The sequence below is a fragment of the Pseudomonas sp. FP2196 genome, assembly GCF_030687715.1.
Classification (GTDB): domain Bacteria; phylum Pseudomonadota; class Gammaproteobacteria; order Pseudomonadales; family Pseudomonadaceae; genus Aquipseudomonas.
In genome coordinates, this window is the sequence record NZ_CP117445.1 from 3,796,919 (window position 1) to 3,819,748 (window position 22,830).

The window sequence follows — 22,830 nt, forward strand, 5'->3', positions numbered from 1 at the left end:
GCAATAACCGCTTAAAAAAGAAAAGCCCGGCAGCGCTGCCGGGCTTCTTTATTTGCAACTACCGAGCGATGAGCGATTGCATGTCACCAACAGCCTGCTCAGCGGCAGGAACCCCGTGAATCAGCGGCCCATAACGCCGACTGAACTCCCAGTTGTACGGCACACGATCCTTGCTGACGCCATTGTCCCAGTTCACCGACCACGTCATCAGGCCCTTGATCGGATGCCCCTTGATTGCCAGCCGTTTAAGCACATTCCCCACCACAGTCTCGTCGATCACATAACCGGTGGCGGCTGCGTCGACGTTGGCCGGCAAACCGATGACGAATTTGTCTGCGGCAATCTGGGTGAAACCACGCGTGCCGGTCACCAGACTTTCCGTCAGGTAGTAGAGGAAATCCTCTTTCAGCACATCGTTGTTCTGCGCAATCCACGCGCCGGCGCCATTGTTGGCCTCCTGCACCCACACCCCGTCGCCACCCTGGTTGTAGAACTGCGGGGCGATGAAGTCGTAGTAGCCTTCCAGTGCCTGCAAGTAACCGACGTACTTGCCGCTGCTGGTGAGGTACGGAAACTCCGGGGCCATGCTGATGATGAAGTGCTTGCCCTGGCCCGCGTAGTGATCCTTGACCAGTTTCAGCGCAGCCGGCAGGACGGTCTTGTTGGCAGCGAAATCAATCGCGCTCTGTTCAAGATCGATGTCCAGGCCGTCGAAGCCGTAGGTTTCCACCAGACGGATGATTTCATTGGCCAGTGGTTGTTCCTGGCCGCTGTGCAACTCGATGTGCGCATCCGCGCCACCCAGGGAAATCAGCACCGCCCGCCCCTGACTGTTGAGCACGCCGACCTGACGGCGGAACTCGGCATCGGTCATATTGAACGGCTTAAAGGTCGGAATCCCGCTGCCCTTCATGAAGGCCACCGCGACCACGTTGTACTCCTTGGGTACCTCCTCCAGCGCGATGTTGTCAAAGCGGCCTTGGCGATATCCGTCACTCGGCCCCGCCGGCCAGTTGTGCCAGAAGCCCATGAGGATCTTTTTGTGAGCAATGCTCGGCATCAATGAAGCCGCATCGCTCGCAGTGTTTTGCATTAAAGAGAAGTCGATATTTGACATGTTCTAATCCTTCAGAACGTGTGGGTTTTGACGACGCTGCGTCGTTATTTGAAGTCGACATCGAAGGCCTGATAGAACGCGTTGCCGGTGTTGGCGACGATCCACATCAAGACGATAACGTGATGACCTTGCTTGTTCGCCGGAAGCTTCACCGAGTGATTGACCTTGGCCTTCAGCTCCGCTGAATGGCTGTAGTAAGGCACCTGAGTGTAGAAGTCCTCGAAGAACGGCTGCGCTTCCAGTTGCGCACGGGTGATGCGTTGTTTCGGGTCCCAGCCATCCTTGGTGATCAGCCAGCGATAGCCACGAGTGGTGTGCGGCGCGGTGTATTCCCATTTCACTTCGAGGGTCTGACCTGGGGTGACATTGAGCAGCGGCCAGGTAAACGCACGACCGAGCTTTTGGCTCATCTCCTCATTGGTGAAGTTCACGCAATCACGCGGATCGGTTTTGCCGCCACTGAGAATGTAGCCGTCGGCAGGTGGTGTGACGCTGTCACTGTCGGTTTGATACGGGGCCGGAAAAGGCCCTGCGGTCAGGGCCGGGAAATTCTTGCCGCCTTCCATCTCATTGACCTGCCAGGCACCGAGCAATCCTTGCTCGATAGCGACCGCACCGCGGCTCGCCGGGGAGGTGACACGACCGTGTCGCAGTTGGGTTTGTGCTTGTGGTTGATTCATGTTTTTCACTCCGTTGATTTAAGAACTCTCCTTTCCGAGGAGAGGCCTTTAAGCTAACGGAGGTGATTTTTTTGTCCATCGGCGGTTTTGTCGCAAATCTGTCCGACACAATCAGTAAAACAGCCAAAACACTGGATATAAATACAGTACATTGTGGCGACTCGCACTCGACGCCTAGCCAAAGGCGTACACGTCGAAGTCACGAAATCCCGCATGGGTGACTCACGGTAACTGCGCCTGAAACTCCTTTTCGTACTGTCCGGCGAGCTGTTCTTTCTGTTTTTCGTTGAGTAACTTGCCGGCCATCTGGAAGAATTTCTGCTCCTCTTCCTTGAGGTGGTGATGGACCTTGTCCGAGAGCTTTTTCGCAGTGGCCAGCCACGCGGGGCTCGACATCTCGGTCTCATCCAGCTCCTCCATCATCTCGTCCATCTCGTGGTGTTCGGAAATGGCATGACGGCTGAGATCGACACCATTGTCGAACTCCATCAGCGGAATGTAGAAGTGGCGTTCTTCGGCGGTTTCGTGGGCTTGCAGTTCGGCCTTGAGCTGTTTGTAGGCCTCGACGCGCTCCGGCGTATCGCCACTGGTCTCGATCAAGGCTTTGGCGTAGGTGCGCTGGCGGTCATGGCTTTCGCGAAGGGCTTCGAAAATATTCATGGGGTGTCCTCATCAACCGCGTGCTGGAATGACGCTGTAAAAGGCTAGACCACAGCGCGTGCGCGGCGGTTCCACCGGTTTGCAGCGGGGCTTGGAAGACGCCCCCTGCACAGGATAGGCTGCGGGTTCTCACCACAAGGAAGTCATGCATGAACTTGCGTATCGAGTTGTCGCAGAACCCCAACGAAGAACAACGCAACGCCATTCTGGCGCCACTGCGTGCCCACAACGTCGCGAAAGCAGGTCCCTCGACATTGGAGCCGCTTGCCCTTTTGGTTCGCGACGAGCACGACGCGATCCTCGGCGGCCTTTATGGCCACACGTTCTATCGATGGCTGTTCATTGAACTGTTGGCAGTGCCGGAACAGGGGCGCGGTCAGGGCATCGGCTCGAAATTGATGCAGATGGCCGAAGAGTTTGCGCGGGAGAAAGATTGCGTCGGCATTTGGCTCGACACCTTCTCATTTCAGGCGCCTGAGTTTTACCGGAAGGTCGGTTATAGCGAGTGTGGCGAGATTGTGGATTATCCGCTGGGGCACAAGCGGCACTTTTTCCAGAAACGCTTGATGGATTGAATTTGATGGCCCCTTCGCGAGCAGGCTCGCTCCCACATTTTGGAATGCATTCCACTGTGGGAGCCAGCCTGCTGGCGATGGCGGTAGCCGCTTCAACGCATGATCAAAGGCAAGTCGCCAACGCCGCCAAACGACGCTTGGCCACGAAATCGTCCTTCTGCGCGTAGTAACTCAACGCCGTGCCCGACGGCTGCGTGCTGACATCGACAAACGACTCCGCCGAACGCGTGTAGACCGTCGAACCGCCCTTCTTGCCCGGTTGCAGATAAGCCCCGGCATCCGCGCCGAACACCGCTTCGTCCTGCCACGCGAATTGTACGCACTGGGCCACGACTTTCTCAGGCTTGTCCGAGGTCAGGGTTTTGTAGGGAGTTTTAGTGCGAGCATCGTCCATCGCCGAACCCGCGCAACCGGCCAGCACCGTCGCGGCCAGCGCCATCATCAGAATTCGCATTGCATTCGCTCATACAGAAAAAAGCGGACTGTATCACCGCAGCAGCCGGAATCGTTCTGCTTTACTGCATTTATAGCGCGACACGCGCAGGCCGCTGCGGCAACCTAAGGTCATCAGCCTCACAAGGAAAACACATGGCGCCTACCGATCAGCGACATGAACACGCTCTGAAACTGTTTCTCGATGAACGCCCCGAATTGCGCGAAAGCCTCGATCATCTCAATCCGCTTTTGGCTCAGGCCAAAGGTGAAACCCAGGCGCAATATCGCGAAGAACGCCTGCACGAAGCCTTTGAAGAGGAAGCAGAAAGCCTCGGGTTGTTCGCTTGGGAACTGACTTTGAAATTGACAGCCGATACACCTGAGGAATATCAGGCCCAGCGTCTGGAGGTACACCGCGAAGTGGCGGAAATGGCCGGCATGGAGTGGCTGGAGTATTGCGACTTGTATGGAATAGAACCGTAACCGCCGCTCAAGGAAACAATTGACGATGCTGCCTTCCGCCTCGACTCACCGGGCCAGTCCCGGCCATCTGCACACGCAGAAATGGCGTGGCCGCGTGGGCCTGGCGCTGGTGGCCAGCCTGTCGGTGCTGGCCGGAATGACCGACGCCATCGGCTTTATGGCCAGCGGCGACTTCGTCTCGTTCATGAGCGGCAACACCACACGGCTGGCGGTGGCGATCAGTGATGGCGATCTCGGGCTTACCGGGCGCCTGGTGATTCTCATCGCAACCTTTATTGTCGGAAATGCCTTGGGTGTACTCGTCGCACGTCTCGGCGGACGACGCGCGCTGCCGCTTCTGCTATGTATCGCCACCCTGCTCTGCGCGGCGGCGGCCTGGCCGTTTGACTCGCAACTGCCGGCACTGCTGGCGGCGATCATCGCGATGGGCATGCTCAATGCGTCGGTCGAAGAGGTGAATGGTCTGCCGGTCGGTCTGACCTATGTCACCGGTGCATTGTCACGGTTCGGCCGTGGACTGGGCCGATGGATGCTCGGCGAGCGGCGCAGTGGCTGGCGCGTGCAACTGGTGCCGTGGAGCGGGATGTTTATCGGCGCGATTCTTGGCGCAGTGCTGGAACATCACTTGGGGCTCAAGGCGATGTTCGTCAGTGGTGTGCTGGCGGCGGTCATCGGGCTGCTCTCTCTGAGAATCCCCCGGCGCTGGCAACTCGGCTACATGCCACGCTGAAAACGTGCTTCTTACTGTAGGAGCTGCGGCACGCTGCGATCATTTGATCTTGTTTTTAAAAAGCAAAATCAAAAGATCGCAGCCTCGTTTCACTCGACAGCTCCTACAGGGTTATGTGCGTACGCAACTTGGGTTTCGCGGCTGACTCGATAAAGCTTTATCATGGCCGCAGTTTTGCTGATCGAGTTAGTCATGAAGTTCGCCATTGCGCTGTTTTCCGCCGCTCATGCGCCCTCCTCGCGCCGTGCCCTGCTGTTTGCTCAGGCTGCGCTGGCCGGTGGGCATGAGATTGTCCGGCTGTTTTTCTATCAGGACGGCGTCTACAACGCCTCCGATGCGGTAGTCACCCCGCAGGACGAACTGGACTTGCCCAAGCAGTGGCGCGCCTTCATCAGCGAGCAGCAACTGGACGGTGTGGTGTGCATCGCCGCCGCCCTGCGCCGCGGGGTGTTGAATGAGGAAGAAGCCAAGCGCTATCAGCGTGATGCTATGTCCGTCAGCGCACCGTGGGAATTGTCCGGCCTCGGCCAGATGCATGACGCGGTGCAAGACGCTGACCGCCTGATCTGTTTCGGAGGCGCGTGAGATGGCCAAATCCCTGTTGATCATCAGCCGCCAATCGCCATGGTCCGGCCCCGGCGCCCGCGAAGCGCTGGACATCGTACTGGCCGGCGGTGCCTTCGATCTGCCGATCGGTCTGCTGTTTCTCGATGACGGCGTGCTGCAACTGGCCGCCGGGCAAAATGCCAAGGCCCTGCAACAGAAAGACCTGAGCGCCAACCTGCAAGCGCTGCCAATGTTCGGCGTTGAAGAGCTGTTCTATTGTGCCGACAGCGCCTCCAGCCGTGGCCTGAATACCCTGTCGCTGGATGAAGCAAAACCGCTCACCGCCGAGCAAATCACCGCCCTTATTGACCGCTACGACCAGGTGATCACCCTCTGATGTCGACTTTGCATGTGTTGTCTCATTCCCCGTTCGGCGACGATCGCCTGACAAGCTGCCTGCGCGTGATCGGCAGTGCCGACGCGTTGCTGCTATCCGGTGACGCGGTATATGCCTTGCAGCCGGGCACCGCGCCGCTCGCCACGCTGCAAACCCGACAAGTAAAACTGTTCGTGTTGGCGGAAGATGCACAAGCCCGCGCCGTAGACGTTCCCGACTGGGCCGAAGCCATCGACTATCCGGCCTTTGTCGAACTGTCGATCCACCACGACAAGGTCAACAGCTGGCTATGAATTCCATGACCGTCGGCGCCCGTGCCATCGAACTGGACAAGGACGGCTTCCTGGTCGACCTCAGCGACTGGTCACACGACGTCGCCAGCGCCCTGGCCGCCGCCGAAGATATCGAATTGACCCCCGACCACTGGGAGGTCCTCGAACTGCTGCGCAGTTTCTACGATGAGTTCCAACTGTCCCCGGCCACTCGGCCGCTGATCAAATACACCGCGCTGAAACTCGGCCCGGACAAAGGCAACAGCCTGCACCTGAACCGACTGTTCAAAGGCACCCCTGCCAAACTCGCCGCAAAACTGGCGGGCCTGCCCAAACCGACGAATTGTCTATGACCGACTATCCAGCGCTGACCCTCGAAACACCTGCCGAGCACCCCTTCGCCCAATTCGTACGGATCCTCGGCAAAGGCAAGCGCGGCGCCCGTGACCTGACTCGCGAAGAAGCCCGCGAAGCCATGGGCATGGTGCTCGACGACAAGGTCGAAGACACCCAGCTCGGCGCGTTTCTGATGTTGCTGCGGCATAAAGAAGAAAGCGCCGAAGAAATGGCCGGCTTCACCGAGGCCCTGCGCGAGCGGTTGCAGGCGCCAGCGCTGAACGTCGACCTGGACTGGCCGACCTACGCCGGCAAGAAACGCCATTTGCCTTGGTATCTGCTGGCAGCCAAGTGTCTGGCGCAGAACGGTGTGCGCATCTTCATGCACGGCGGCGGCGCGCACACCGCCGGGCGTTTGTACACCGAGCAACTGCTGGGCGAGCTGAGCATTGCGCTGTGCCGCAACTGGCAGCAGGTCGGGACGGCACTGGACCACGGCGGCTTGGCGTTCATGCCATTGATGGACTGGGCACCACAACTGCAAAAGATGATTGATCTGCGCAACACCATGGGCCTGCGCTCGCCGATCCACTCGCTGGCACGGATTCTCAATCCACTGGGCGCGCGCTGCGGTCTGCAAAGCATTTTTCACCCGGGCTATCAGGCCGTGCACCGTGATGCCAGTGGATTGCTCGGCGACACGGCGATTGTGGTGAAGGGCGACGGCGGTGAAATCGAGATCAACCCCGATGCCGACAGCCATCTTTACGGCACCAGCGGCGGCGAGAGTTGGGACGAGGAATGGCCGCAGTTGTCGGCACAGCGCCACGTCAAACCGGCCTCGCTGGACGTCGAGCATTTGAAAGCCGTGTGGCGCGGCGACGTGGTCGACAGCTACCCGCAAATGGCGCTGATTTCGACCATGGCCCTGGCTCTGCGCGGTCTCGGCCAGAGCCGCGAGCAGGCTTTCGAAACCGCTGAACAATACTGGGCAGCGCGGAATAAATCGATTTAACCGATCATTCGCGCCCGATCTTTGCGCTTTTTGTTCGAACTCATCGGAATAGACTCAACTCCAACGATTATTGGTTTCAGGAGTCTTGAACATGGGTTTATTAGTCGATGGCCACTGGCAGGACAAGTGGTACGAGAGCAGCAAGGACGGCGCGTTCCAGCGCGAACAGGCGCAGCGCCGTAACTGGGTCACCGCCGACGGCCAGCCTGGCCCGAGCGGTGAAGGCGGTTTTACCGCCGAAGCCGGGCGCTATCACCTCTACGTTTCGCTCGCCTGTCCGTGGGCGCATCGCACGCTGATCCTGCGCAAACTCAAAGGCCTGGAAAATCTGATCGACGTTTCCGTGGTCAGTTGGCTGATGCTGGAAAACGGCTGGACCTTCGACAAGACTCTCGGATCGACCGGCGACAAGCTCAATCACTTCGACTTCATGCACCAGCGCTACACCGCCGACACGCCCGACTACACCGGCCGCGTCACCGTACCGGTGCTGTGGGACAAAAAACTCAAACGCATTGTCAGCAACGAATCGGCAGAGATCATCCGCATGTTCAACAGCGCGTTCGACGCTCTGACGGGCAATGAACTGGACTTCTACCCGGTGCCGTTGCGCAACGAGATTGATGCGCTGAACGAGCGGATTTATCCAGCCGTGAACAACGGCGTGTATCGCGCAGGCTTTGCGACGTCGCAACAGGCTTATGAAGAAGCGTTCGATGAAGTATTTGCCGAACTGGATCACTTGGAACGGGTGCTGGGTGCCAACCGTTATCTGAGCGGTGAGTTCCTGACCGAAGCGGATATTCGTCTGTTCACCACGATGATTCGCTTCGACGCCGTGTATCACGGGCACTTCAAGTGCAACCTGCGACGGATTGCCGATTATCCGAACTTGTCGAACTGGCTGCGTGAGCTGTATCAGTGGCCGGGGATTGCCGAGACGGTGGATTTCCAGCACATCAAAAATCACTACTACGGCAGTCACAAGACCATCAATCCGACGGGAGTTGTGCCGAAAGGGCCGGAGCAGGATTTCACTGTGGCCCATGATCGGGCGCGATTGAACGGCAAAGGGGTTTGGCAGAGGGGTTGAGATTTTTACAGTTTTTGAAGGCCTTATCGCTGGCAAGCCAGCTCCCACAGGGACTTGTGTGATGCTGAAAATTGAAGCTTCAACACAAAACCTGTGGGAGCTGGCTTGCCAGCGATTGGGTTCAACCCGCTCTTCAGACCTGCGCCTGAGCCCCTTCAAACCACGCCAGTTTCTCGCGCAGTTGCACCACTTCACCGACGATCACCAGTGTCGGGGCATGCACTTCATGCTCCGCCACCATTCGCGGTAAATCGGCCAGCGTGCCGGTGAAGACCCGCTGGTTGACCGTGGTGCCCTGCTGAATCAACGCCGCAGGGGTATCCGCCGAACGGCCATGCTTGATCAACTGTTCGCAGATCACTGGCAACCCGACCAGGCCCATGTAGAACACCAACGTCTGCGCCGGAGAGACGAGGTCGGCCCATGGCAGATCGGTGGAACCGTCCTTCAAGTGCCCGGTGACAAAGCGCACTGACTGCGCATAATCACGGTGGGTCAGCGGAATCCCGGCATATGCCGCGCAACCACTGGCCGCCGTGATGCCCGGCACCACCTGGAAGGGAATGCCGTGGGCTGCCAATTCTTCGATTTCCTCGCCACCACGGCCGAAGATGAACGGATCACCGCCCTTCAACCGCACCACACGCTTGCCGGCCTTGGCCAGATCAACCAATTGCTGGTTGATCTGATCCTGCGGTACGGCGTGCTCGGCGCGACGCTTGCCGACGTAAACCCGCTCGGCGTCGCGACGGCAAAGGTCTAGAATCGCCGGCGCGACCAAACGGTCGTAAAGCACCACGTCGGCTTGCTGCATCAGGCGCAAGGCACGGAAGGTCAGCAGATCCGGATCACCGGGACCTGCGCCGACCAGGTACACCTCACCGGTGGTGATGTCGGCTTCGCCGTCAATCTTTGCTTGCAGCAGACGCTCGGCTTCGGCGCCCTGCCCGGCCAGTTGCCGGTCGGCAATCGGGCCTTGGAATACGTCTTCCCAGAACCCGCGACGTTGCTGCACATCCGGAAACAGGCTTTTCACCTGATTACGAAAACGCGCGGCCAGCCCAGCCAGTTGGCCATAGGTGGAAGGAATCCAGGTTTCAATCTTGGCGCGAATCAATCGCGCCAGCACCGGCGCATCGCCGCCGCTGGAGATCGCGACGATCAGCGGCGAGCGATCGACGATCGCCGGGAAGATAACACTGCACAGGGCAGGTGCGTCGACCACGTTGACCGGCACGCAACGCCGATGGGCGTCAGTGGACACTTGTGCGTTAAGCGTTTCGTCGTCGGTGGCGGCGATGATCAGCCCGCAACCATCCATATCCGCCTCAACGTAACCACGCAACAGGCATTCACCACCGTTGGCAACGACCAGCTCACGCAGTTGTGCTTCGATTTCAGGTGCGACCACCCGCAGCAGCGCACCGGCATCGGCCAGCAGGCGAGATTTGCGCAAGGCAATTTCCCCCCCACCGACGACCAACACACGACTGCCGCGCAGGTTGTGAAACAGCGGCAGATATTTCATTTAGCCGATGACCTCAAGGCCACCCATGTACGGCTTGAGCACGTCCGGCACGCGGATCGAACCGTCGGCCTGCTGGTAGTTTTCCAGCACCGCTACCAGGGTACGACCGACTGCCAGGCCGGAACCGTTCAAGGTGTGTACCAGTTCAGGCTTGCCGGTTTCCGGGTTGCGGAAACGCGCTTGCATGCGGCGGGCCTGGAAGTCGCCGCAGTTGGAGCACGACGAGATTTCGCGGTACTTGTCCTGGCTCGGGATCCACACTTCGAGGTCGTAAGTCTTGACCGCGCCGAAGCCCATGTCGCCGGTGCACAGCGCCAGGGTGCGGTAAGGCAGGCCAAGCAGTTGCAGAACTTTTTCGGCGTTGGCGGTCAGGCCTTCCAGCGCTTCCATCGAGGTCGATGGCTCAACGATCTGGACCATTTCAACCTTGTCGAACTGGTGCTGGCGGATCATGCCGCGAGTATCGCGACCCGACGCGCCGGCTTCACTGCGGAAGCACGGCGTGTGCGCAACGAACTTGATCGGCAGCAGTTTCGAATCGACGATCTCGCCAGCAACGATGTTGGTCAGCGACACTTCGGCGGTCGGGATCAGGTACAGATCGGCTTCGCCTTCGCGAGCGATCTTGAACAGGTCTTCTTCGAACTTGGGCAGTTGACCGGTGCCTTGCAGTGCTGGCGCCTGAACCAGATAAGGCGTGTAAGCCTCTTCGTAGCCGTGCTCGGTGACGTGCAGATTGATCATGAACTGCGCCAGCGCACGATGCAGACGGGCGATCGGGCCACGCAACAGGGCAAAACGTGCGCCGGACAGCTTGGCGGCGGTTTCAAAGTCCAGCCAGCCGAACTTCTCGCCCAGAGCGACGTGATCCTGAACCGGGAAGTCGAACACGGTCGGTGTGCCCCAACGGCGCACTTCAACGTTGTCGTCTTCGTCCTTGCCGACCGGAACGGATTCGTGTGGCAGGTTCGGGATGCCGAGCAGGATCGAATCCAGTTCGGTCTGGATCGCGTCCAGTTCGACTTTGCCGGCGCTCAACTCGCCCGCCATGCGCTCGACGTCCGCCATCAGCGGCGCGATGTCTTCGCCGCGCTGCTTGGCCTGACCGATGGATTTGGAACGCGCGTTACGCTCAGCCTGCAGTGCTTCGGTGCGGGTCTGGACGGTCTTGCGCTGTTCTTCCAGCGCTTCGATGCGCGCGGTATCCAGGGCAAAGCCACGGGAAGCCAGGCGGTCCGCTACGTCCTGAAGGTTGCTACGTAACAGTTTGGAATCGAGCATGTCGGTTTCTCGTTATCAAAGTTTGGTCAAGGACAGGCCGGCCCACGTCGCGAGCAGCCCGCCGAATACGCTGAGTGCCGCATAGCCCAGGGCCAGAAGCACTTGCCCGCTTTCCAGCAGGCGCACCGTATCCAGTGAAAAGGATGAAAAAGTCGTCAGCCCCCCGAGGAAGCCGACCATCAACCCGGCACGCACCTCTATCGGCACTTCCGGGCGTATCAAAAACAGGCCGTACAACACGCCAATCAGCAGACAGCCCACGATATTAACGGCCAGCGTCGCGGTATAGAAGTGCCGCGGCCAATTGGCGTTGACCCAATTGCCGGTGGTAAAGCGCAACAAGGTGCCGGCAACCCCGCCAAGGGAGACCGCAACAATCAATGGAATCACTATTTTCTCCGCTGCCGGGGGCTTAATCGGTCGAGTTGGGCGAGGTGGTTAAGCTTCTCGCCGATCTTCAACTCAAGGCCTCGTGGCACAGGTTGGTAGAACGCAATCGGGTCGAGCTCTTCCGGGAAATAGTCTTCGCCGGCGGCATAAGCATCCGGCTCGTCGTGGGCGTAGCGGTACTCGTCGCCATAACCCAGTTGTTTCATCAGTTTGGTCGGTGCGTTGCGCAGGTGCAGCGGCACTTCCAGCGAGCCGTTTTCCGCGGCGGCGCGCAAAGCGGTCTTGAAGCCCATGTACACCGCATTGCTTTTTGGCGCGCAGGCCAGATACGTGATGGCTTGCGCCACGGCCAATTCGCCTTCCGGGCTGCCGAGGCGCTCCTGCACTTCCCACGCCGCCAGGCACAGGCTCAGCGCACGCGGGTCGGCGTTACCGATGTCTTCGCTGGCCATGCGCACCACGCGCCGGGCCAGGTACAGCGGATCGCAACCGCCGTCGATCATCCGCGCGAACCAGTACAGCGCGCCATCGGGGTTGGAGCCGCGTACCGATTTGTGCAGCGCGGAAATCTGGTCGTAGAACGCTTCACCGCCCTTGTCGAAACGCCGACGCGTGTCGCCGAGCAGACTTTGCAGCAGCTCTGTGCCGATCTCGCTGTCGTCTTCGGCCAGATCGGAGGCGTTTTCCAGCAGATTGAGCAGGCGCCGGCCATCGCCATCGGCGGCGGACAGCAGCATCTGGAAGCCTTCGTCGTTCAACGTGAGGTTGCGCTTGCCCAGGCCGCGCTCTTCGGTCAGCGCGCGACTCACCAGTTTGCGCAGCGCCGCTTCGTCGAGGCTTTTCAGCACATAGACACGGGCCCGCGACAACAAAGCGTTGTTCAGTTCGAACGAAGGGTTTTCGGTGGTGGCACCGATGAAGATCAGCGTGCCGTCTTCAACGTAGGGCAGGAACGCATCCTGCTGAGACTTGTTGAAGCGGTGTACTTCATCGACAAACAGAATCGTGCGTTTGCCGTACTGGCCGGCCTGCTGCTTGGCGATTTCAACGGCCTGACGGATCTCCTTGACCCCGGCGAGCACCGCCGAGACTGTTTCAAAGTGCGCATCCGAGACTTCCGCCAGCAACCGCGCCAACGTGGTCTTGCCCACGCCCGGCGGGCCCCAGAAGATCATCGAATGCAGGGCACCCTGCTCCAGCGCTTCACGCAGAGGCTTGCCGCGAGCGAGCACATGCTCCTGACCGACGTACTCATCCAGATTGGTCGCACGCAAACGCGCGGCCAGTGGCTGGGCAATCGGCGCACTGCGAAACAGATCCATCACGTAGCGTTGTAACCTCTGATTTTCTGAAACCTGTTGATGACCCTGTGGCGAGGGGATTGATCCCCGTTGGGCTGCGCAGCAGTCGTAAAACCATTCGTGCGGTGTTCAGAAAGAACCTGAATGCAGGTTTTGGGGCCGCTTCGCAGCCCAACGGGGATCAATCCCCTCGCCACAAAAGCCCCTCACCAGAACATCCCGTCACAAGATCCGGGGGTTTATTCCTGGATAACGTCAGCGCCCTTCGGGATATCGAACTTGAACTTCGACGCTGGAACCGGCTCGTTGGCCTTCACCCCGGTGAACAGGATGTTGGTGCGCTGACCAACACTGTCGATCAGTTGCATGTCATTGAGCAGACCGTTGCGGAACGACAGACGCAGGTTATCGAACAGCGTGTCCTTGGTTTTCGGCTTGAGGGTGAAGTCGATCACGCCGCCCGCCTCTTTCGCACTGATGTCGAAGCTCTGGCTGATCTTCGACACATCACCGGACAGCAGCAGCGCCGGGGTCTGGGTCAGACGCTCGTCAAGCTTCTTGATGGTTGCCTGTTCCAGATCCGGGTCCCACAGGGTGACTTTCTTGCCATCGGAGACCATGGTCTGCTCGGCCGGCGCATTGGTGTGCCAGTAGAACAGGCCCGGACGCTGCAAGGTCATGTCGCCAGTGGTTTCCTGCAACTGAGTACCGCTGCCGTCGAGGGTCAGCTGCGAGAAGTTCGCGCTCAGGGTCTTGGATGTTTCAAGCAATTGTGTCAGACGAGCCACGTCCTTGTCATCGGCGTGGGCCGTGAGTGTGGTCAGAGCCAGTACTGGCAGCAGCATGCGGATAAGACGCATGGGAGTCCTCTTGAATACTCGTGGGAAAGCGGCGGCACATCATTGTCCCGCCTGTTGCTTTTGGGGTCAGTCGCGTACCGGACCGGGAGCCAGGACTTCACGCGAACCGTTAGTGTTCATTGATGTGACGACGCCAGCCATTTCCATGGCTTCGATCATCCGTGCGGCACGGTTGTAGCCGATCTTCAGCTTGCGCTGCACCGCGGAGATCGAAGCCCTGCGGCTTTCCAGTACAAACTGCACGGCTTCGTCATACAGCGCATCGGCTTCCGGGTCATCGCCGTCGCCACCACCGCTACTGCCTTCAAAACCGCTGCCTGCCTCTTCGACACCGTTAAGGATGTCATCGTTGTATTCCGGTGCGCCGCGCAGTTTCCACGCCTCGACTACACGGTGAACTTCATCGTCGGAAACGAACGCGCCGTGAACCCGGATCGGCAGGCTGGTGCCCGGTGGCATGTAGAGCATGTCACCATGGCCGAGCAATTGTTCGGCGCCGCCCTGGTCGATGATGGTCCGCGAGTCGATCTTGCTCGACACCTGAAACGCCATTCGGGTCGGAATGTTGGCCTTGATCAGACCGGTGATCACGTCCACCGAAGGCCGCTGGGTCGCAAGGATCAAGTGAATACCCGCCGCCCGCGCTTTCTGCGCGATACGGGCGATCAGTTCTTCAACCTTCTTGCCGACGATCATCATCATGTCGGCGAATTCGTCGACGACCACAACGATGGTCGGCAGCTTCTGCAACAGCGGCGCTTCGTCGTGAATGCTTTCGCGCTTGTACAGCGGATCGCTCAATGGCTCGCCAGCATCCTGGGCTTCCTTGACCTTGGCATTGAAGCCGGACAGGTTACGCACGCCCATCTTCGCCATCAGCTTGTAGCGACGCTCCATCTCGGCGACGCTCCAGCGCAGGGCGTTGGCAGCGTCCTTCATGTCGGTCACTACCGGGCACAGCAGGTGCGGAATGCCTTCGTAGATCGACAGCTCCAACATTTTCGGGTCGATCATGATCAGCTTGGCGTCTTCCGGGCCGGACTTGAACAGGATCGACAGGATCATCGCGTTCACACCCACCGACTTACCGGAACCGGTCGTACCCGCCACCAGCAAGTGCGGCATCTTCGCCAGATCGGTAATAACCGGTTTGCCGCCGATGTCGTGGCCCAGAGCCAAAGTGACCGGCGACTTGAAGTTGTCGTACTCAGGGGTCGACAGCACTTCGGAGAAACGCACGATCTGCCGGTCTTCGTTCGGGATCTCGATACCGACCGTGGTCTTGCCTGGAATCACCTCAACCACACGCACACTGGTCACGGCCAGGGAGCGCGCAAGGTCTTTCGCCAGGTTGGCAATGCGGCTGACTTTTACGCCGGCGGCAGGCTGGATTTCGTAACGGGTAATCACCGGGCCCGGGTGAATCGAATCCACCGAGACCTCGACACCGAACTCCTTGAGCTTGATCTCCAGCAAGTGGCCGACCGCAGCCAGAGACTCCGGCGAGTAATTGAGTTGTTTCTTTTCTGCAGGATCGAGGATCGAGATCGGTGGCAAGGTACCTTCCACAGCGCTGTCAACAAACAGCGGTGCCTGCTTCTCTTTCTGTACGCGCTTGCTCGGCTCTGGCGCCTTGACGGGCGCCGGCGCGATAACCGGCGGCACCTGCTTCTCGCGGTCGGACATATGCTTGCTCAGGGCTTGCTCACGTTCGATCAGGCGTTCCTTGACCTTGGCTTGCTCGCGCTTGTCGGTGACAGTCGGTGCGACCACATCGTGCACGCGGTCATCGACTTCACGCAGTTGCGCCACCAGTTGCTTGCGTTCGGTACGCGCCGACCACCAGCGGTTGAGCGCGCCCTGGAACAGTTCGAACAGATCGAGGGTGATCTTGCCAGTGATGTCCATCACCTTGAACCACGACAGATCGGTGAATACGGTCAGGCCGAACAGGAACAGCGCAATGAACAGCAATGTGCTGCCCTGAATATTCAGCGCGTTTTTGGCCAGATCGCCAAGACTTTCGCCCAACGCACCACCAGCACCGGCCGGCAGACCGGTGGCGGCGTGAAAATGAATATGCGCCAGCGCAGCGCCAGACAGCACCAAAAACACCAGACCGATCAGGCGCCAGGAGAACAGCCAGCCGCTCCACTGCCACGGTTCGTGGCGTTGGCGGAAGATCTGATACGCCTTTATCGCCAGCAGCAACGGGAAGATATAGGCGAAATAGCCGAGCACCATGAACAAAATGTCGGCGCTGTAGGAGCCCGCCGGGCCGCCGAAATTCTGTACGTCGTCGATCTTGCTGTTGTGGCTCCAGCCCGGGTCGTCCTTGCCGTAGGTCAGCAAGGCCATCATCAGGAACAGGCACAAGGCGCCGATGGCGATCAATGCACCTTCCTTGAGCCGGTAGTGCAACTGTTGGCGCCAGAGCGGAACGACTGTTTTTGGTGCTTCGGTGGATTTCTTCAAAACGCTACTTTTCCTGCGCCCGAGGCGCGTCCATCTATTGAATGACGATAAAAAACTGCCCAATCCAGGCAGGTAAAAAAGTTGAAGGGCACAACTGAGACTACTTTTAACACTGTGCTGCCGATTTTATAAATACAGCTATAAACACGGCGCGCAGCGAATATTCTGTAACAGCCCGGCATTGTACGGGTTTGTGCGTCTGATGCCATGCTTCAAAGCCCCGTGTTGAGCATAGCCAAGCGTACACAACCCATGAGCCAATTTGAGCATGCATTACCTTTTGTGACAAAGGCTTATGAGGTGTATTTGATGAACGTAGCGAAGCATTGCCAGGCCGGCTGCAGGCCAGCCGGCAGCGCTCGCTTACGACCGCAGCAAGCTCACCAAGTTGCAGCCCTGCCTGCGTCAAGCAGGATCGGCACGACATTCGTGTCATTTAACGGCACACTTTAGCGCGGGCCGCACAGCCCGCACCGCCCTCCCCTTCCGCAAGCCTGGATGCCATGCTGACTTGGTTACAACGCAACTCCCTGACTTTTCCGCCGCTGGAAAAGGCCATGCGCGACCCCAATGGATTGCTCGCCGCCGGTGGCGACCTCTCCGCCGACCGCCTGATCCAGGCGTATCGCCATGGTTGCTTTCCGTGGTTTTCCGAAGGCCAGCCGATTCTCTGGTGGTCGCCCAACCCACGCACCGTTCTGTTTCCCGACGAATTGCATGTTTCGCGCAGTCTCGGCAAATTGCTGCGCAAGGAGCGCTATCAGGTGACTTTCGATCAGGACTTCGATGCCGTGATCCGCGCCTGCGCCGCGCCACGGGATTACGCCGACGGCACCTGGATCACTGAGGCCATGCAAGACGCCTACGTTGAACTGCACCGGCGCGGCTTCGCTCATTCGGTTGAAGTGTGGGATCAGGGTGAACTGATCGGCGGCCTATACGGGCTGGCAATGGGGCAGCTTTTTTTTGGTGAATCGATGTTCAGCCGCGCAGACAATGCTTCCAAGTACGGCTTTGCCACGCTGGTCCGGCATCTGCAAGAGTCAGGATTCGTGCTGATCGACTGCCAGATGCCAACCGACCACCTGCACAGCCTCGGCGCCCGGGCGATCCCCCGCCAGGAATTCGCGGACTATCTGGCACGGCATCTGGACCAACCCAATCGTGCCACCTGGGTTTGCTGAGCGACTTTTGCGCGCGTGGCTTACACTTAATTCACCAGCTTATCCCGAGGGTTGATCATGACCGAGTTGGCGCGGTTGAAGTTCTATGCCACTCAGCCTCACTCTTGCAGCTATCTGCCCGAGGAGCAGGCCACTACCCTGTTTCTCGACCCTAGTCAGCCCATGGATGTGCACGTCTACGCAGACCTGTCGGAAATGGGCTTCCGTCGCAGCGGCGATCATCTGTACCGCCCCCATTGCCAGAATTGCAATGCGTGTGTGCCTGCACGTATTCCGGTGGCGCAGTTCATCCCGAATCGTCAGCAGAAGCGGATTTTCAAGCGCAACGCCGACTTGCAGGTTCAACCGGCGAAACCGGGTTTCAGTGAAGAATATTTCGAGCTGTACCAGCGCTACATCGAACAGCGTCACGCCGACGGCGATATGTACCCACCGAGCCGTGATCAATTTTCGACGTTTCTGGTACGCGACCTGCCCTTCTCGCGCTTTTACGAATTTCGACTCGACGGACGGTTGCTGGCCGTAGCGGTGACCGATTTACTGCCTAACGGCTTGTCGGCGGTCTACACGTTTTACGAGCCGGCCGAAGAGCGTCGCAGCCTGGGACGCTTTGCCATCCTCTGGCAAATCGCCGAGAGCCGGCGCCTTGGGCTCGAAGCGGTTTACCTGGGCTACTGGATCAAAAACTGCAAAAAGATGAACTACAAGACCCAATATCGCCCCATCGAACTGCTGATCAATCAGCGCTGGGTGATCCTGAACTAAACCCAAACCGTAAACCCCTTGGCGTAAACGCCATTTTTCGGGCACAATGCACGCCGCTTTTGCCTGGCGCAGTTGCACCGGGCCATTCATTGGATACCGAGGGCTTTACTGCATGTCGAAAGAAGACAGCTTCGAAATGGAAGGCACTGTCGTCGACACCCTGCCCAACACCATGTTTCGTGTGGAGTTGGAAAATGGGCACGTCGTAACCGCGCATATTTCCGGCAAGATGCGCAAGAACTACATTCGTATTCTTACCGGTGACAAAGTGCGCGTCGAGCTGACGCCCTATGACTTGAGCAAAGGGCGCATCACTTACCGCGCTCGCTAATCAAGTCAATACAAGACGCCCGGCTTTATGCCGGGCGTTTTTGTATCTGCGTTTTGGGGTTTGGGGTTTGGGGTTTGGGGCTGGGGATTGGGATTGGGATTGGGGGCATATCCATTGCTGCGGGTGCTGCCGCTGGCGGTTTCGCTCTTACAGCGACTCACTTTTCAAAACGCCGGAATGCCGGCCCAGCGAAAAGTAAGCAAAAGGCTTTGCCCCTGGCGTACGGCACTTCGCTGAGGCTCAGTGTTCCCTCGCTACGGTGTCCATCCGGGGGCATCGCCTACGGTTTGCTTCGCTGCACCTCCTCTCGATGTATGCGGCTGCGCCGCACGGCGCTGCGCGCCTACCCCCGGATGAACACCTCCGCTCGGCCTCCCGATGGGGCAAAAGATCAAAAGCCAAAGCAGGATCACAAGCCAGATCAACAGCCCCTCACCCTAACCCTCCCGAAACGTCGGACCGCCCGTAGGGAGAGGGGACTGATCGAGGTGTTTAGGCGAGCTACGCCGACGTGCGATACCGAGTCGAACTCAGGCTCAAAAAAGCAAACAAATCGGCCCCTCACCCTCCCAGAGAGAGAGAGGGACTGATCGAGGTGTTTGGGGGAGGTACGCCGACGTGAAATACCGAGTCGAACTCAGATTTTGATATGCCCAAAAATCGGCTCCCTCTCCCTCGGGAGAGGGCTGAGGTGAGGGGCGAATCCACCACAAAACCAAAGCCGACCACGCTGTGCTCCTCACCACTCAACAGGATGAGCGTTAGCTCGGCTGCAGCTTTTGATCTTGATCTGGGAGCCCGTCGGCAGGCTGAGTGGAGGGATTGATCCGGGCGTGGGAGCGCAGCGACCGTTTGGCGCAGCCAAACACAGCGAGAGGAGGTGCAGCGAAGCAAACCGGAGACGCTGCGCCCGGATCAACTCCGGAGCGAAGGAACCCCGAGCCCCAGCGAGCGGGCCGAACGTCAGGGCGAAGACCTTTTGGTTACTTTTGGGGCGTTTGCCAAAAGTGACCCGCCGTAAGGGCGGAACCCTAAGCAGCCGTGACCGCAGCAACGGATATTCCCCCCAAAAAACCCAAACGCCAAATAACAAAAAGGCGCCCGAAGGCGCCTTTCGCTTACAACAGGCCGTCAGGCCATCTCAGCCGTGGTTTCGAAGTCAAAGGTCATCTCACCATCCTTGATATCGATATGCACAACACCACCATGCTCGGCCAACTCACCAAACAGAATCTCCTCCGCCAGCGGACGCTTGATCTTGTCCTGGATCAGACGCGCCATCGGACGTGCGCCCATTGCCGAGTCGTAACCACCGGCCGCCAGCCAGCTGCGCGCCGCATCGGTAACTTCCAACAGCACCCGCTTGTCTTCCAGCTGCGCCTGAAGCTCGGTAAGGAACTTGTCCACCACACTCTTGATGACCTCATGACTGAGGCGACCAAACTGGATAATGGTGTCCAGACGGTTGCGGAATTCCGGCGTAAAGCTCTTCTTGATCACTTCCATCGCATCAGACGAGTGGTCCTGATGGGTGAAACCGATCGAAGCACGAGCCGCCGTTTCGGCGCCAGCGTTGGTGGTCATGATCACGATCACGTTGCGGAAGTCCGCCTTGCGCCCGTTGTTGTCGGTGAGCGTGCCATGGTCCATCACCTGCAGCAGCAGGTTGAAGACTTCCGGGTGCGCCTTCTCGATTTCATCGAGCAACAATACGCAGTGTGGCTGCTTGGTGATCGCTTCGGTCAACAGACCGCCCTGATCAAACCCGACATACCCCGGAGGCGCACCGATCAGACGCGACACAGTGTGGCGCTCCATGTACTCGGACATGTCGAAGCGAACCAGCTCGATCCCCAACGCCTTGGCCAATTGCCGCGCGGCTTCGGTTTTACCGACACCGGTCGGCCCGGCGAACAGGAACGAACCGACTGGCTTGTCAGGCGACTTGAGGCCCGCACGGGACAGCTTGATCGCGGTAGACAGCGAATCGATCGCCGCGTCCTGACCAAACACCGTCAGCTTCAGGTCACGCTCCAGGTTGCGCAGCAGTTCCTTGTCGGAACTGGTCACGTGCTTCGGAGGAATCCGCGCGATTTTCGCCACGATGTCTTCGACTTGCGGCACTTCAATGCGCTTCACGCGTTTTTCGACCGGTTGCAGACGCTGGTAGGCACCCGCCTCGTCGATTACATCGATGGCCTTGTCCGGCATGTGCCGGTCATTGATGTAGCGCGATGCCAGTTCAGCGGCAGCGCGCAACGACTCATCACTGTATTCGATGTTGTGGTGCGCTTCGAAACGCCCTTTCAGACCGCGCAGGATACCGATGGTGTCTTCCACCGACGGCTCCACGACATCGACCTTCTGGAAGCGACGCGCCAAGGCACGATCCTTCTCGAAGATGCCACGGAACTCCTGGAACGTGGTCGAGCCGATGCAACGAATGTCGCCAGAAGACAGCAGCGGCTTGAGCAGGTTTGAAGCGTCCATCACGCCACCGGACGCAGCACCCGCACCAATGATGGTGTGAATCTCGTCAATGAACAGGATCGCTTGTGGACGTTTTTTCAGTTCATTGAGCAGCGCCTTGAAGCGCTTCTCGAAATCGCCGCGATACTTGGTACCTGCGAGCAGAGCGCCGAGATCGAGCGAGTAGACAACGCTGTTGGCGAGCAGGTCCGGGACCTGGTTGTCGACAATGCGCTTGGCCAGGCCTTCGGCAATCGCGGTTTTACCCACGCCTGCCTCGCCCACCAGCAGTGGATTGTTCTTGCGCCGACGCGCGAGAATCTGCGCGACACGCTCGACTTCCGATTCACGACCAACCAGCGGGTCGATGCGACCCTGGCGCGCGAGTTCGTTGAGGTTGCTGGCATAAGCATCCAGAGGATTGCCTGAAGAAGAAGACTCACCGCCCTCGTCGTCCTGCATATCTTGTTCACCTTCAGAGTGATCGCCATGCCCCGGCACTTTGGAAATGCCGTGAGCGATGTAGTTGACGACATCAATGCGCGCAACGCTCTGCTGTTTCAGCAGGAACACGGCCTGACTCTCTTGCTCACTGAAGATTGCAACCAGCACGTTGGCGCCAGTCACTTCGCGTTTGCCCGAGCTCTGTACGTGGAAAACAGCACGTTGCAGTACACGCTGGAAGCCCAGGGTTGGCTGGGTTTCGCGATCTTCGTCATGAACGGGGATCAATGGCGTGGTGGAGTCGATGAACTCCTGCAGGTCATGCTTGAGTTTGTCGAGGTTTGCGCCACAGGCACGCAAAACGGTGGCGGCAGCCTCATTGTCCAATAGGGCCAGCAAAAGGTGTTCGACGGTCATGAATTCATGACGTTTCGAACGAGCCTCTTTGAAGGCTAGATTGAGGGTGACTTCGAGCTCGCGGTTTAACATAGCTTCACCTCATACCCAAGTGGTCGGCGATTAACCGTCCTTCTCGATTTCACAGAGTAGCGGATGCTGGCTTTCCCTGGCGTACTGGTTGACCTGCATGGCCTTTGTCTCGGCGATGTCGCGGGTAAACACTCCACATACTGCCCGCCCTTCTGTGTGGACGGCCAGCATGACCTTGGTCGCCAGCTCGCGATTCAGGTTAAAAAACACCTCGAGCACTTCGACGACGAAATCCATCGGTGTGTAGTCATCATTAAACAAAACCACCTTGTACATCGGCGGCGCCTGTAACGCAGGCTTTGCTTCCTGAACAGCAACGCCTGCCGAATCGTCGTCGTGCTCCTCTGGAAGATCCTTTTGGAGAAGCGGGCGATCCTGATTGAATGTTAGTCGAATCTGGCTGATTGCATGCATGGAAAGAAAGGTTCGTCAGTTGTGCAAATACAGTGGTGGGGGCGGCAGCACACGTTTTCAACTCCGACTGCCCGGTCACCTTGACTATCGGGAAAACGGTGTTACAACCAATAGAGCCCACAGTGGGTAAAAAAGATCCGCGGAGTCAATCCTTTTAACGGATTAGATTGCGGATGACTTGGATGATACTCCAGCGATGGAGTCTGTTGCAGAGGGATTTGAGCATGGCTGTCGGCAAGGTGAAATGGTTCAACAATGCCAAGGGGTTCGGTTTCATCAATACCGATGCCCGTGAAGGCCGTGATGAAGATGGCAAAGACATCGATTTCTTTGCGCACTACTCCGCCATCGAAATGGAAGGGTACAAAACTCTGAAAGCGGGTCAAGAGGTTAAATTCGACATCGTGCAGGGCCCGAAAGGCTTGCACGCAGTGAAAATTTCCGCGACCAGTGTCGCGATCGAGGTGACTCCGGCCGTCACCCAGGAACAGAAAGTCACCAGCTGACGCATCGAAACCATCAGCCATAAAAAACCGCTCGACTCAAACTTTTGAATCGAG

General features: G+C 58.6%; 25 protein-coding genes. 13 read left to right on the plus strand and 12 right to left on the minus strand.

Going from position 1 to position 22,830, the window contains the following annotated elements; genetic code table 11:
* Positions 1–58: 58 nt before the first annotated feature.
* The 3 genes from PSH79_RS16945 to PSH79_RS16955 all read right to left on the minus strand — a co-directional run bounded on the left by PSH79_RS16945 (position 59) and on the right by PSH79_RS16955 (position 2,457).
* Entirely contained in the window at positions 59–1,117 is a 1,059-nt protein-coding gene (locus tag PSH79_RS16945; protein ID WP_305438563.1) for a chitinase, read from the minus strand.
* Positions 1,118–1,161: 44 nt separating this feature from the next.
* Positions 1,162–1,797 (minus strand): lytic polysaccharide monooxygenase auxiliary activity family 9 protein, encoded by a 636-nt coding sequence (locus PSH79_RS16950; RefSeq protein ID WP_305438564.1) that lies wholly within the window; start codon positions 1,795–1,797, stop codon positions 1,162–1,164.
* Between the two features lie 222 nt (positions 1,798–2,019).
* Positions 2,020–2,457 carry a hemerythrin domain-containing protein gene (locus PSH79_RS16955; RefSeq protein WP_305438565.1) on the minus strand — a complete coding sequence of 146 codons (438 nt, stop codon included), beginning with the start codon at positions 2,455–2,457 and terminating at the stop codon, positions 2,020–2,022.
* Between the two features lie 149 nt (positions 2,458–2,606).
* Between PSH79_RS16955 and PSH79_RS16960 the strand changes: the two genes are divergently transcribed.
* A complete protein-coding gene (locus PSH79_RS16960) occupies positions 2,607–3,032 on the plus strand; it encodes an N-acetyltransferase (protein ID WP_305438566.1) in 426 nt (141 codons plus the stop codon).
* 103 nt (positions 3,033–3,135) lie between these two features.
* Here the strand turns inward: PSH79_RS16960 and PSH79_RS16965 are convergent, their stop codons facing one another.
* A complete protein-coding gene (locus tag PSH79_RS16965) occupies positions 3,136–3,486 on the minus strand; it encodes a hypothetical protein (protein ID WP_305438567.1) in 351 nt (116 codons plus the stop codon).
* Positions 3,487–3,620: 134 nt separating this feature from the next.
* On the opposite strand from PSH79_RS16965, the gene PSH79_RS16970 reads away from it, so the two are divergent.
* The 8 genes from PSH79_RS16970 to PSH79_RS17005 all read left to right on the plus strand — a co-directional run bounded on the left by PSH79_RS16970 (position 3,621) and on the right by PSH79_RS17005 (position 8,339).
* Positions 3,621–3,950 (plus strand): DUF6388 family protein, encoded by a 330-nt coding sequence (locus PSH79_RS16970; protein ID WP_305438569.1) that lies wholly within the window; start codon positions 3,621–3,623, stop codon positions 3,948–3,950.
* A 25-nt stretch (positions 3,951–3,975) separates the two neighbouring features.
* Positions 3,976–4,680 carry a YoaK family protein gene (locus tag PSH79_RS16975; protein WP_305438571.1) on the plus strand — a complete coding sequence of 235 codons (705 nt, stop codon included), beginning with the start codon at positions 3,976–3,978 and terminating at the stop codon, positions 4,678–4,680.
* Between the two features lie 192 nt (positions 4,681–4,872).
* Complete coding sequence (gene tusD / locus PSH79_RS16980; protein WP_305438572.1) at positions 4,873–5,265, plus strand: sulfurtransferase complex subunit TusD; 393 nt, start codon at positions 4,873–4,875, stop codon at positions 5,263–5,265.
* 1 nt (position 5,266) lies between these two features.
* The gene (gene tusC, locus PSH79_RS16985; RefSeq protein WP_305438573.1) at positions 5,267–5,623 is read left to right on the plus strand and encodes a sulfurtransferase complex subunit TusC; all 357 of its coding nucleotides are present in this window, start codon (positions 5,267–5,269) and stop codon (positions 5,621–5,623) included.
* Positions 5,623–5,916: a sulfurtransferase complex subunit TusB gene (gene tusB, locus PSH79_RS16990; protein WP_305438575.1), complete on the plus strand. Its 294-nt coding sequence runs from the start codon at positions 5,623–5,625 to the stop codon at positions 5,914–5,916. The genes tusC and tusB overlap by 1 nt, the downstream gene beginning before the upstream one ends.
* A complete protein-coding gene (locus PSH79_RS16995) occupies positions 5,913–6,248 on the plus strand; it encodes a TusE/DsrC/DsvC family sulfur relay protein (RefSeq protein WP_305438576.1) in 336 nt (111 codons plus the stop codon). The genes tusB and PSH79_RS16995 overlap by 4 nt, the downstream gene beginning before the upstream one ends.
* A complete protein-coding gene (locus PSH79_RS17000) occupies positions 6,245–7,246 on the plus strand; it encodes a glycosyl transferase family protein (RefSeq protein WP_305438577.1) in 1,002 nt (333 codons plus the stop codon). The genes PSH79_RS16995 and PSH79_RS17000 overlap by 4 nt, the downstream gene beginning before the upstream one ends.
* 91 nt (positions 7,247–7,337) lie before the next feature.
* Positions 7,338–8,339 (plus strand): glutathione S-transferase family protein, encoded by a 1,002-nt coding sequence (locus PSH79_RS17005; protein WP_305438578.1) that lies wholly within the window; start codon positions 7,338–7,340, stop codon positions 8,337–8,339.
* A gap of 133 nt (positions 8,340–8,472) precedes the next feature.
* On the opposite strand, the gene cysG is transcribed toward PSH79_RS17005, so the two are convergent.
* The 6 genes from cysG to PSH79_RS17035 all read right to left on the minus strand — a co-directional run bounded on the left by cysG (position 8,473) and on the right by PSH79_RS17035 (position 16,174).
* Complete coding sequence (gene cysG / locus PSH79_RS17010) at positions 8,473–9,867, minus strand: siroheme synthase CysG (RefSeq protein ID WP_305438579.1); 1,395 nt, start codon at positions 9,865–9,867, stop codon at positions 8,473–8,475.
* Positions 9,868–11,148, minus strand: coding sequence for a serine--tRNA ligase (gene serS, locus PSH79_RS17015; RefSeq protein ID WP_305438580.1), 1,281 nt, complete (start codon positions 11,146–11,148; stop codon positions 9,868–9,870).
* 15 nt (positions 11,149–11,163) lie between these two features.
* Positions 11,164–11,538 carry a fluoride efflux transporter CrcB gene (gene crcB, locus PSH79_RS17020; protein ID WP_305438582.1) on the minus strand — a complete coding sequence of 125 codons (375 nt, stop codon included), beginning with the start codon at positions 11,536–11,538 and terminating at the stop codon, positions 11,164–11,166.
* Positions 11,538–12,860 carry a replication-associated recombination protein A gene (locus PSH79_RS17025; protein ID WP_305438583.1) on the minus strand — a complete coding sequence of 441 codons (1,323 nt, stop codon included), beginning with the start codon at positions 12,858–12,860 and terminating at the stop codon, positions 11,538–11,540. The genes crcB and PSH79_RS17025 overlap by 1 nt, the downstream gene beginning before the upstream one ends.
* 218 nt (positions 12,861–13,078) lie before the next feature.
* The gene (gene lolA / locus PSH79_RS17030) at positions 13,079–13,699 is read right to left on the minus strand and encodes an outer membrane lipoprotein chaperone LolA (protein ID WP_008087013.1); all 621 of its coding nucleotides are present in this window, start codon (positions 13,697–13,699) and stop codon (positions 13,079–13,081) included.
* Positions 13,700–13,765: 66 nt separating this feature from the next.
* Entirely contained in the window at positions 13,766–16,174 is a 2,409-nt protein-coding gene (locus PSH79_RS17035; RefSeq protein WP_305438584.1) for a DNA translocase FtsK, read from the minus strand.
* 503 nt (positions 16,175–16,677) lie between these two features.
* Here PSH79_RS17035 and aat point away from each other — a divergent pair.
* The 3 genes from aat to infA all read left to right on the plus strand — a co-directional run bounded on the left by aat (position 16,678) and on the right by infA (position 18,454).
* Entirely contained in the window at positions 16,678–17,358 is a 681-nt protein-coding gene (gene aat / locus PSH79_RS17040) for a leucyl/phenylalanyl-tRNA--protein transferase (protein WP_305438585.1), read from the plus strand.
* Between the two features lie 57 nt (positions 17,359–17,415).
* On the plus strand, positions 17,416–18,123 hold the full coding sequence (locus PSH79_RS17045) for an arginyltransferase (protein WP_305438587.1): 708 nt from the start codon (positions 17,416–17,418) through the stop codon (positions 18,121–18,123).
* A gap of 112 nt (positions 18,124–18,235) precedes the next feature.
* A complete protein-coding gene (gene infA / locus PSH79_RS17050; protein WP_002553999.1) occupies positions 18,236–18,454 on the plus strand; it encodes a translation initiation factor IF-1 in 219 nt (72 codons plus the stop codon).
* A 1,131-nt stretch (positions 18,455–19,585) separates the two neighbouring features.
* On the opposite strand, the gene clpA is transcribed toward infA, so the two are convergent.
* Together clpA and clpS are read right to left on the minus strand one after the other, a co-directional pair.
* Positions 19,586–21,856 carry an ATP-dependent Clp protease ATP-binding subunit ClpA gene (gene clpA, locus PSH79_RS17055; RefSeq protein WP_305438589.1) on the minus strand — a complete coding sequence of 757 codons (2,271 nt, stop codon included), beginning with the start codon at positions 21,854–21,856 and terminating at the stop codon, positions 19,586–19,588.
* Positions 21,857–21,886: 30 nt separating this feature from the next.
* Positions 21,887–22,270, minus strand: coding sequence for an ATP-dependent Clp protease adapter ClpS (clpS, locus tag PSH79_RS17060; RefSeq protein WP_016987405.1), 384 nt, complete (start codon positions 22,268–22,270; stop codon positions 21,887–21,889).
* A 224-nt stretch (positions 22,271–22,494) separates the two neighbouring features.
* On the opposite strand from clpS, the gene PSH79_RS17065 reads away from it, so the two are divergent.
* Positions 22,495–22,776: a cold shock domain-containing protein gene (locus PSH79_RS17065; protein ID WP_305438590.1), complete on the plus strand. Its 282-nt coding sequence runs from the start codon at positions 22,495–22,497 to the stop codon at positions 22,774–22,776.
* The last annotated feature ends 54 nt before the right edge of the window (positions 22,777–22,830 follow it).

Coding starts and splice junctions, on each gene's coding strand:
- PSH79_RS16945 (WP_305438563.1), bottom strand. CDS start 1,117: ATGTCAAATATCGACTTCTCTTTAATGCAAAACACTGCGAGCGATGCG.
- PSH79_RS16950 (WP_305438564.1), bottom strand. CDS start 1,797: ATGAATCAACCACAAGCACAAACCCAACTGCGACACGGTCGTGTCACC.
- PSH79_RS16955 (WP_305438565.1), bottom strand. CDS start 2,457: ATGAATATTTTCGAAGCCCTTCGCGAAAGCCATGACCGCCAGCGCACC.
- PSH79_RS16960 (WP_305438566.1), top strand. CDS start 2,607: ATGAACTTGCGTATCGAGTTGTCGCAGAACCCCAACGAAGAACAACGC.
- PSH79_RS16965 (WP_305438567.1), bottom strand. CDS start 3,486: ATGCGAATTCTGATGATGGCGCTGGCCGCGACGGTGCTGGCCGGTTGC.
- PSH79_RS16970 (WP_305438569.1), top strand. CDS start 3,621: ATGGCGCCTACCGATCAGCGACATGAACACGCTCTGAAACTGTTTCTC.
- PSH79_RS16975 (WP_305438571.1), top strand. CDS start 3,976: ATGCTGCCTTCCGCCTCGACTCACCGGGCCAGTCCCGGCCATCTGCAC.
- tusD (WP_305438572.1), top strand. CDS start 4,873: ATGAAGTTCGCCATTGCGCTGTTTTCCGCCGCTCATGCGCCCTCCTCG.
- tusC (WP_305438573.1), top strand. CDS start 5,267: ATGGCCAAATCCCTGTTGATCATCAGCCGCCAATCGCCATGGTCCGGC.
- tusB (WP_305438575.1), top strand. CDS start 5,623: ATGTCGACTTTGCATGTGTTGTCTCATTCCCCGTTCGGCGACGATCGC.
- PSH79_RS16995 (WP_305438576.1), top strand. CDS start 5,913: ATGAATTCCATGACCGTCGGCGCCCGTGCCATCGAACTGGACAAGGAC.
- PSH79_RS17000 (WP_305438577.1), top strand. CDS start 6,245: ATGACCGACTATCCAGCGCTGACCCTCGAAACACCTGCCGAGCACCCC.
- PSH79_RS17005 (WP_305438578.1), top strand. CDS start 7,338: ATGGGTTTATTAGTCGATGGCCACTGGCAGGACAAGTGGTACGAGAGC.
- cysG (WP_305438579.1), bottom strand. CDS start 9,867: ATGAAATATCTGCCGCTGTTTCACAACCTGCGCGGCAGTCGTGTGTTG.
- serS (WP_305438580.1), bottom strand. CDS start 11,148: ATGCTCGATTCCAAACTGTTACGTAGCAACCTTCAGGACGTAGCGGAC.
- PSH79_RS17025 (WP_305438583.1), bottom strand. CDS start 12,860: ATGGATCTGTTTCGCAGTGCGCCGATTGCCCAGCCACTGGCCGCGCGT.
- lolA (WP_008087013.1), bottom strand. CDS start 13,699: ATGCGTCTTATCCGCATGCTGCTGCCAGTACTGGCTCTGACCACACTC.
- aat (WP_305438585.1), top strand. CDS start 16,678: ATGCTGACTTGGTTACAACGCAACTCCCTGACTTTTCCGCCGCTGGAA.
- PSH79_RS17045 (WP_305438587.1), top strand. CDS start 17,416: ATGACCGAGTTGGCGCGGTTGAAGTTCTATGCCACTCAGCCTCACTCT.
- infA (WP_002553999.1), top strand. CDS start 18,236: ATGTCGAAAGAAGACAGCTTCGAAATGGAAGGCACTGTCGTCGACACC.
- clpA (WP_305438589.1), bottom strand. CDS start 21,856: ATGTTAAACCGCGAGCTCGAAGTCACCCTCAATCTAGCCTTCAAAGAG.
- clpS (WP_016987405.1), bottom strand. CDS start 22,270: ATGCATGCAATCAGCCAGATTCGACTAACATTCAATCAGGATCGCCCG.
- PSH79_RS17065 (WP_305438590.1), top strand. CDS start 22,495: ATGGCTGTCGGCAAGGTGAAATGGTTCAACAATGCCAAGGGGTTCGGT.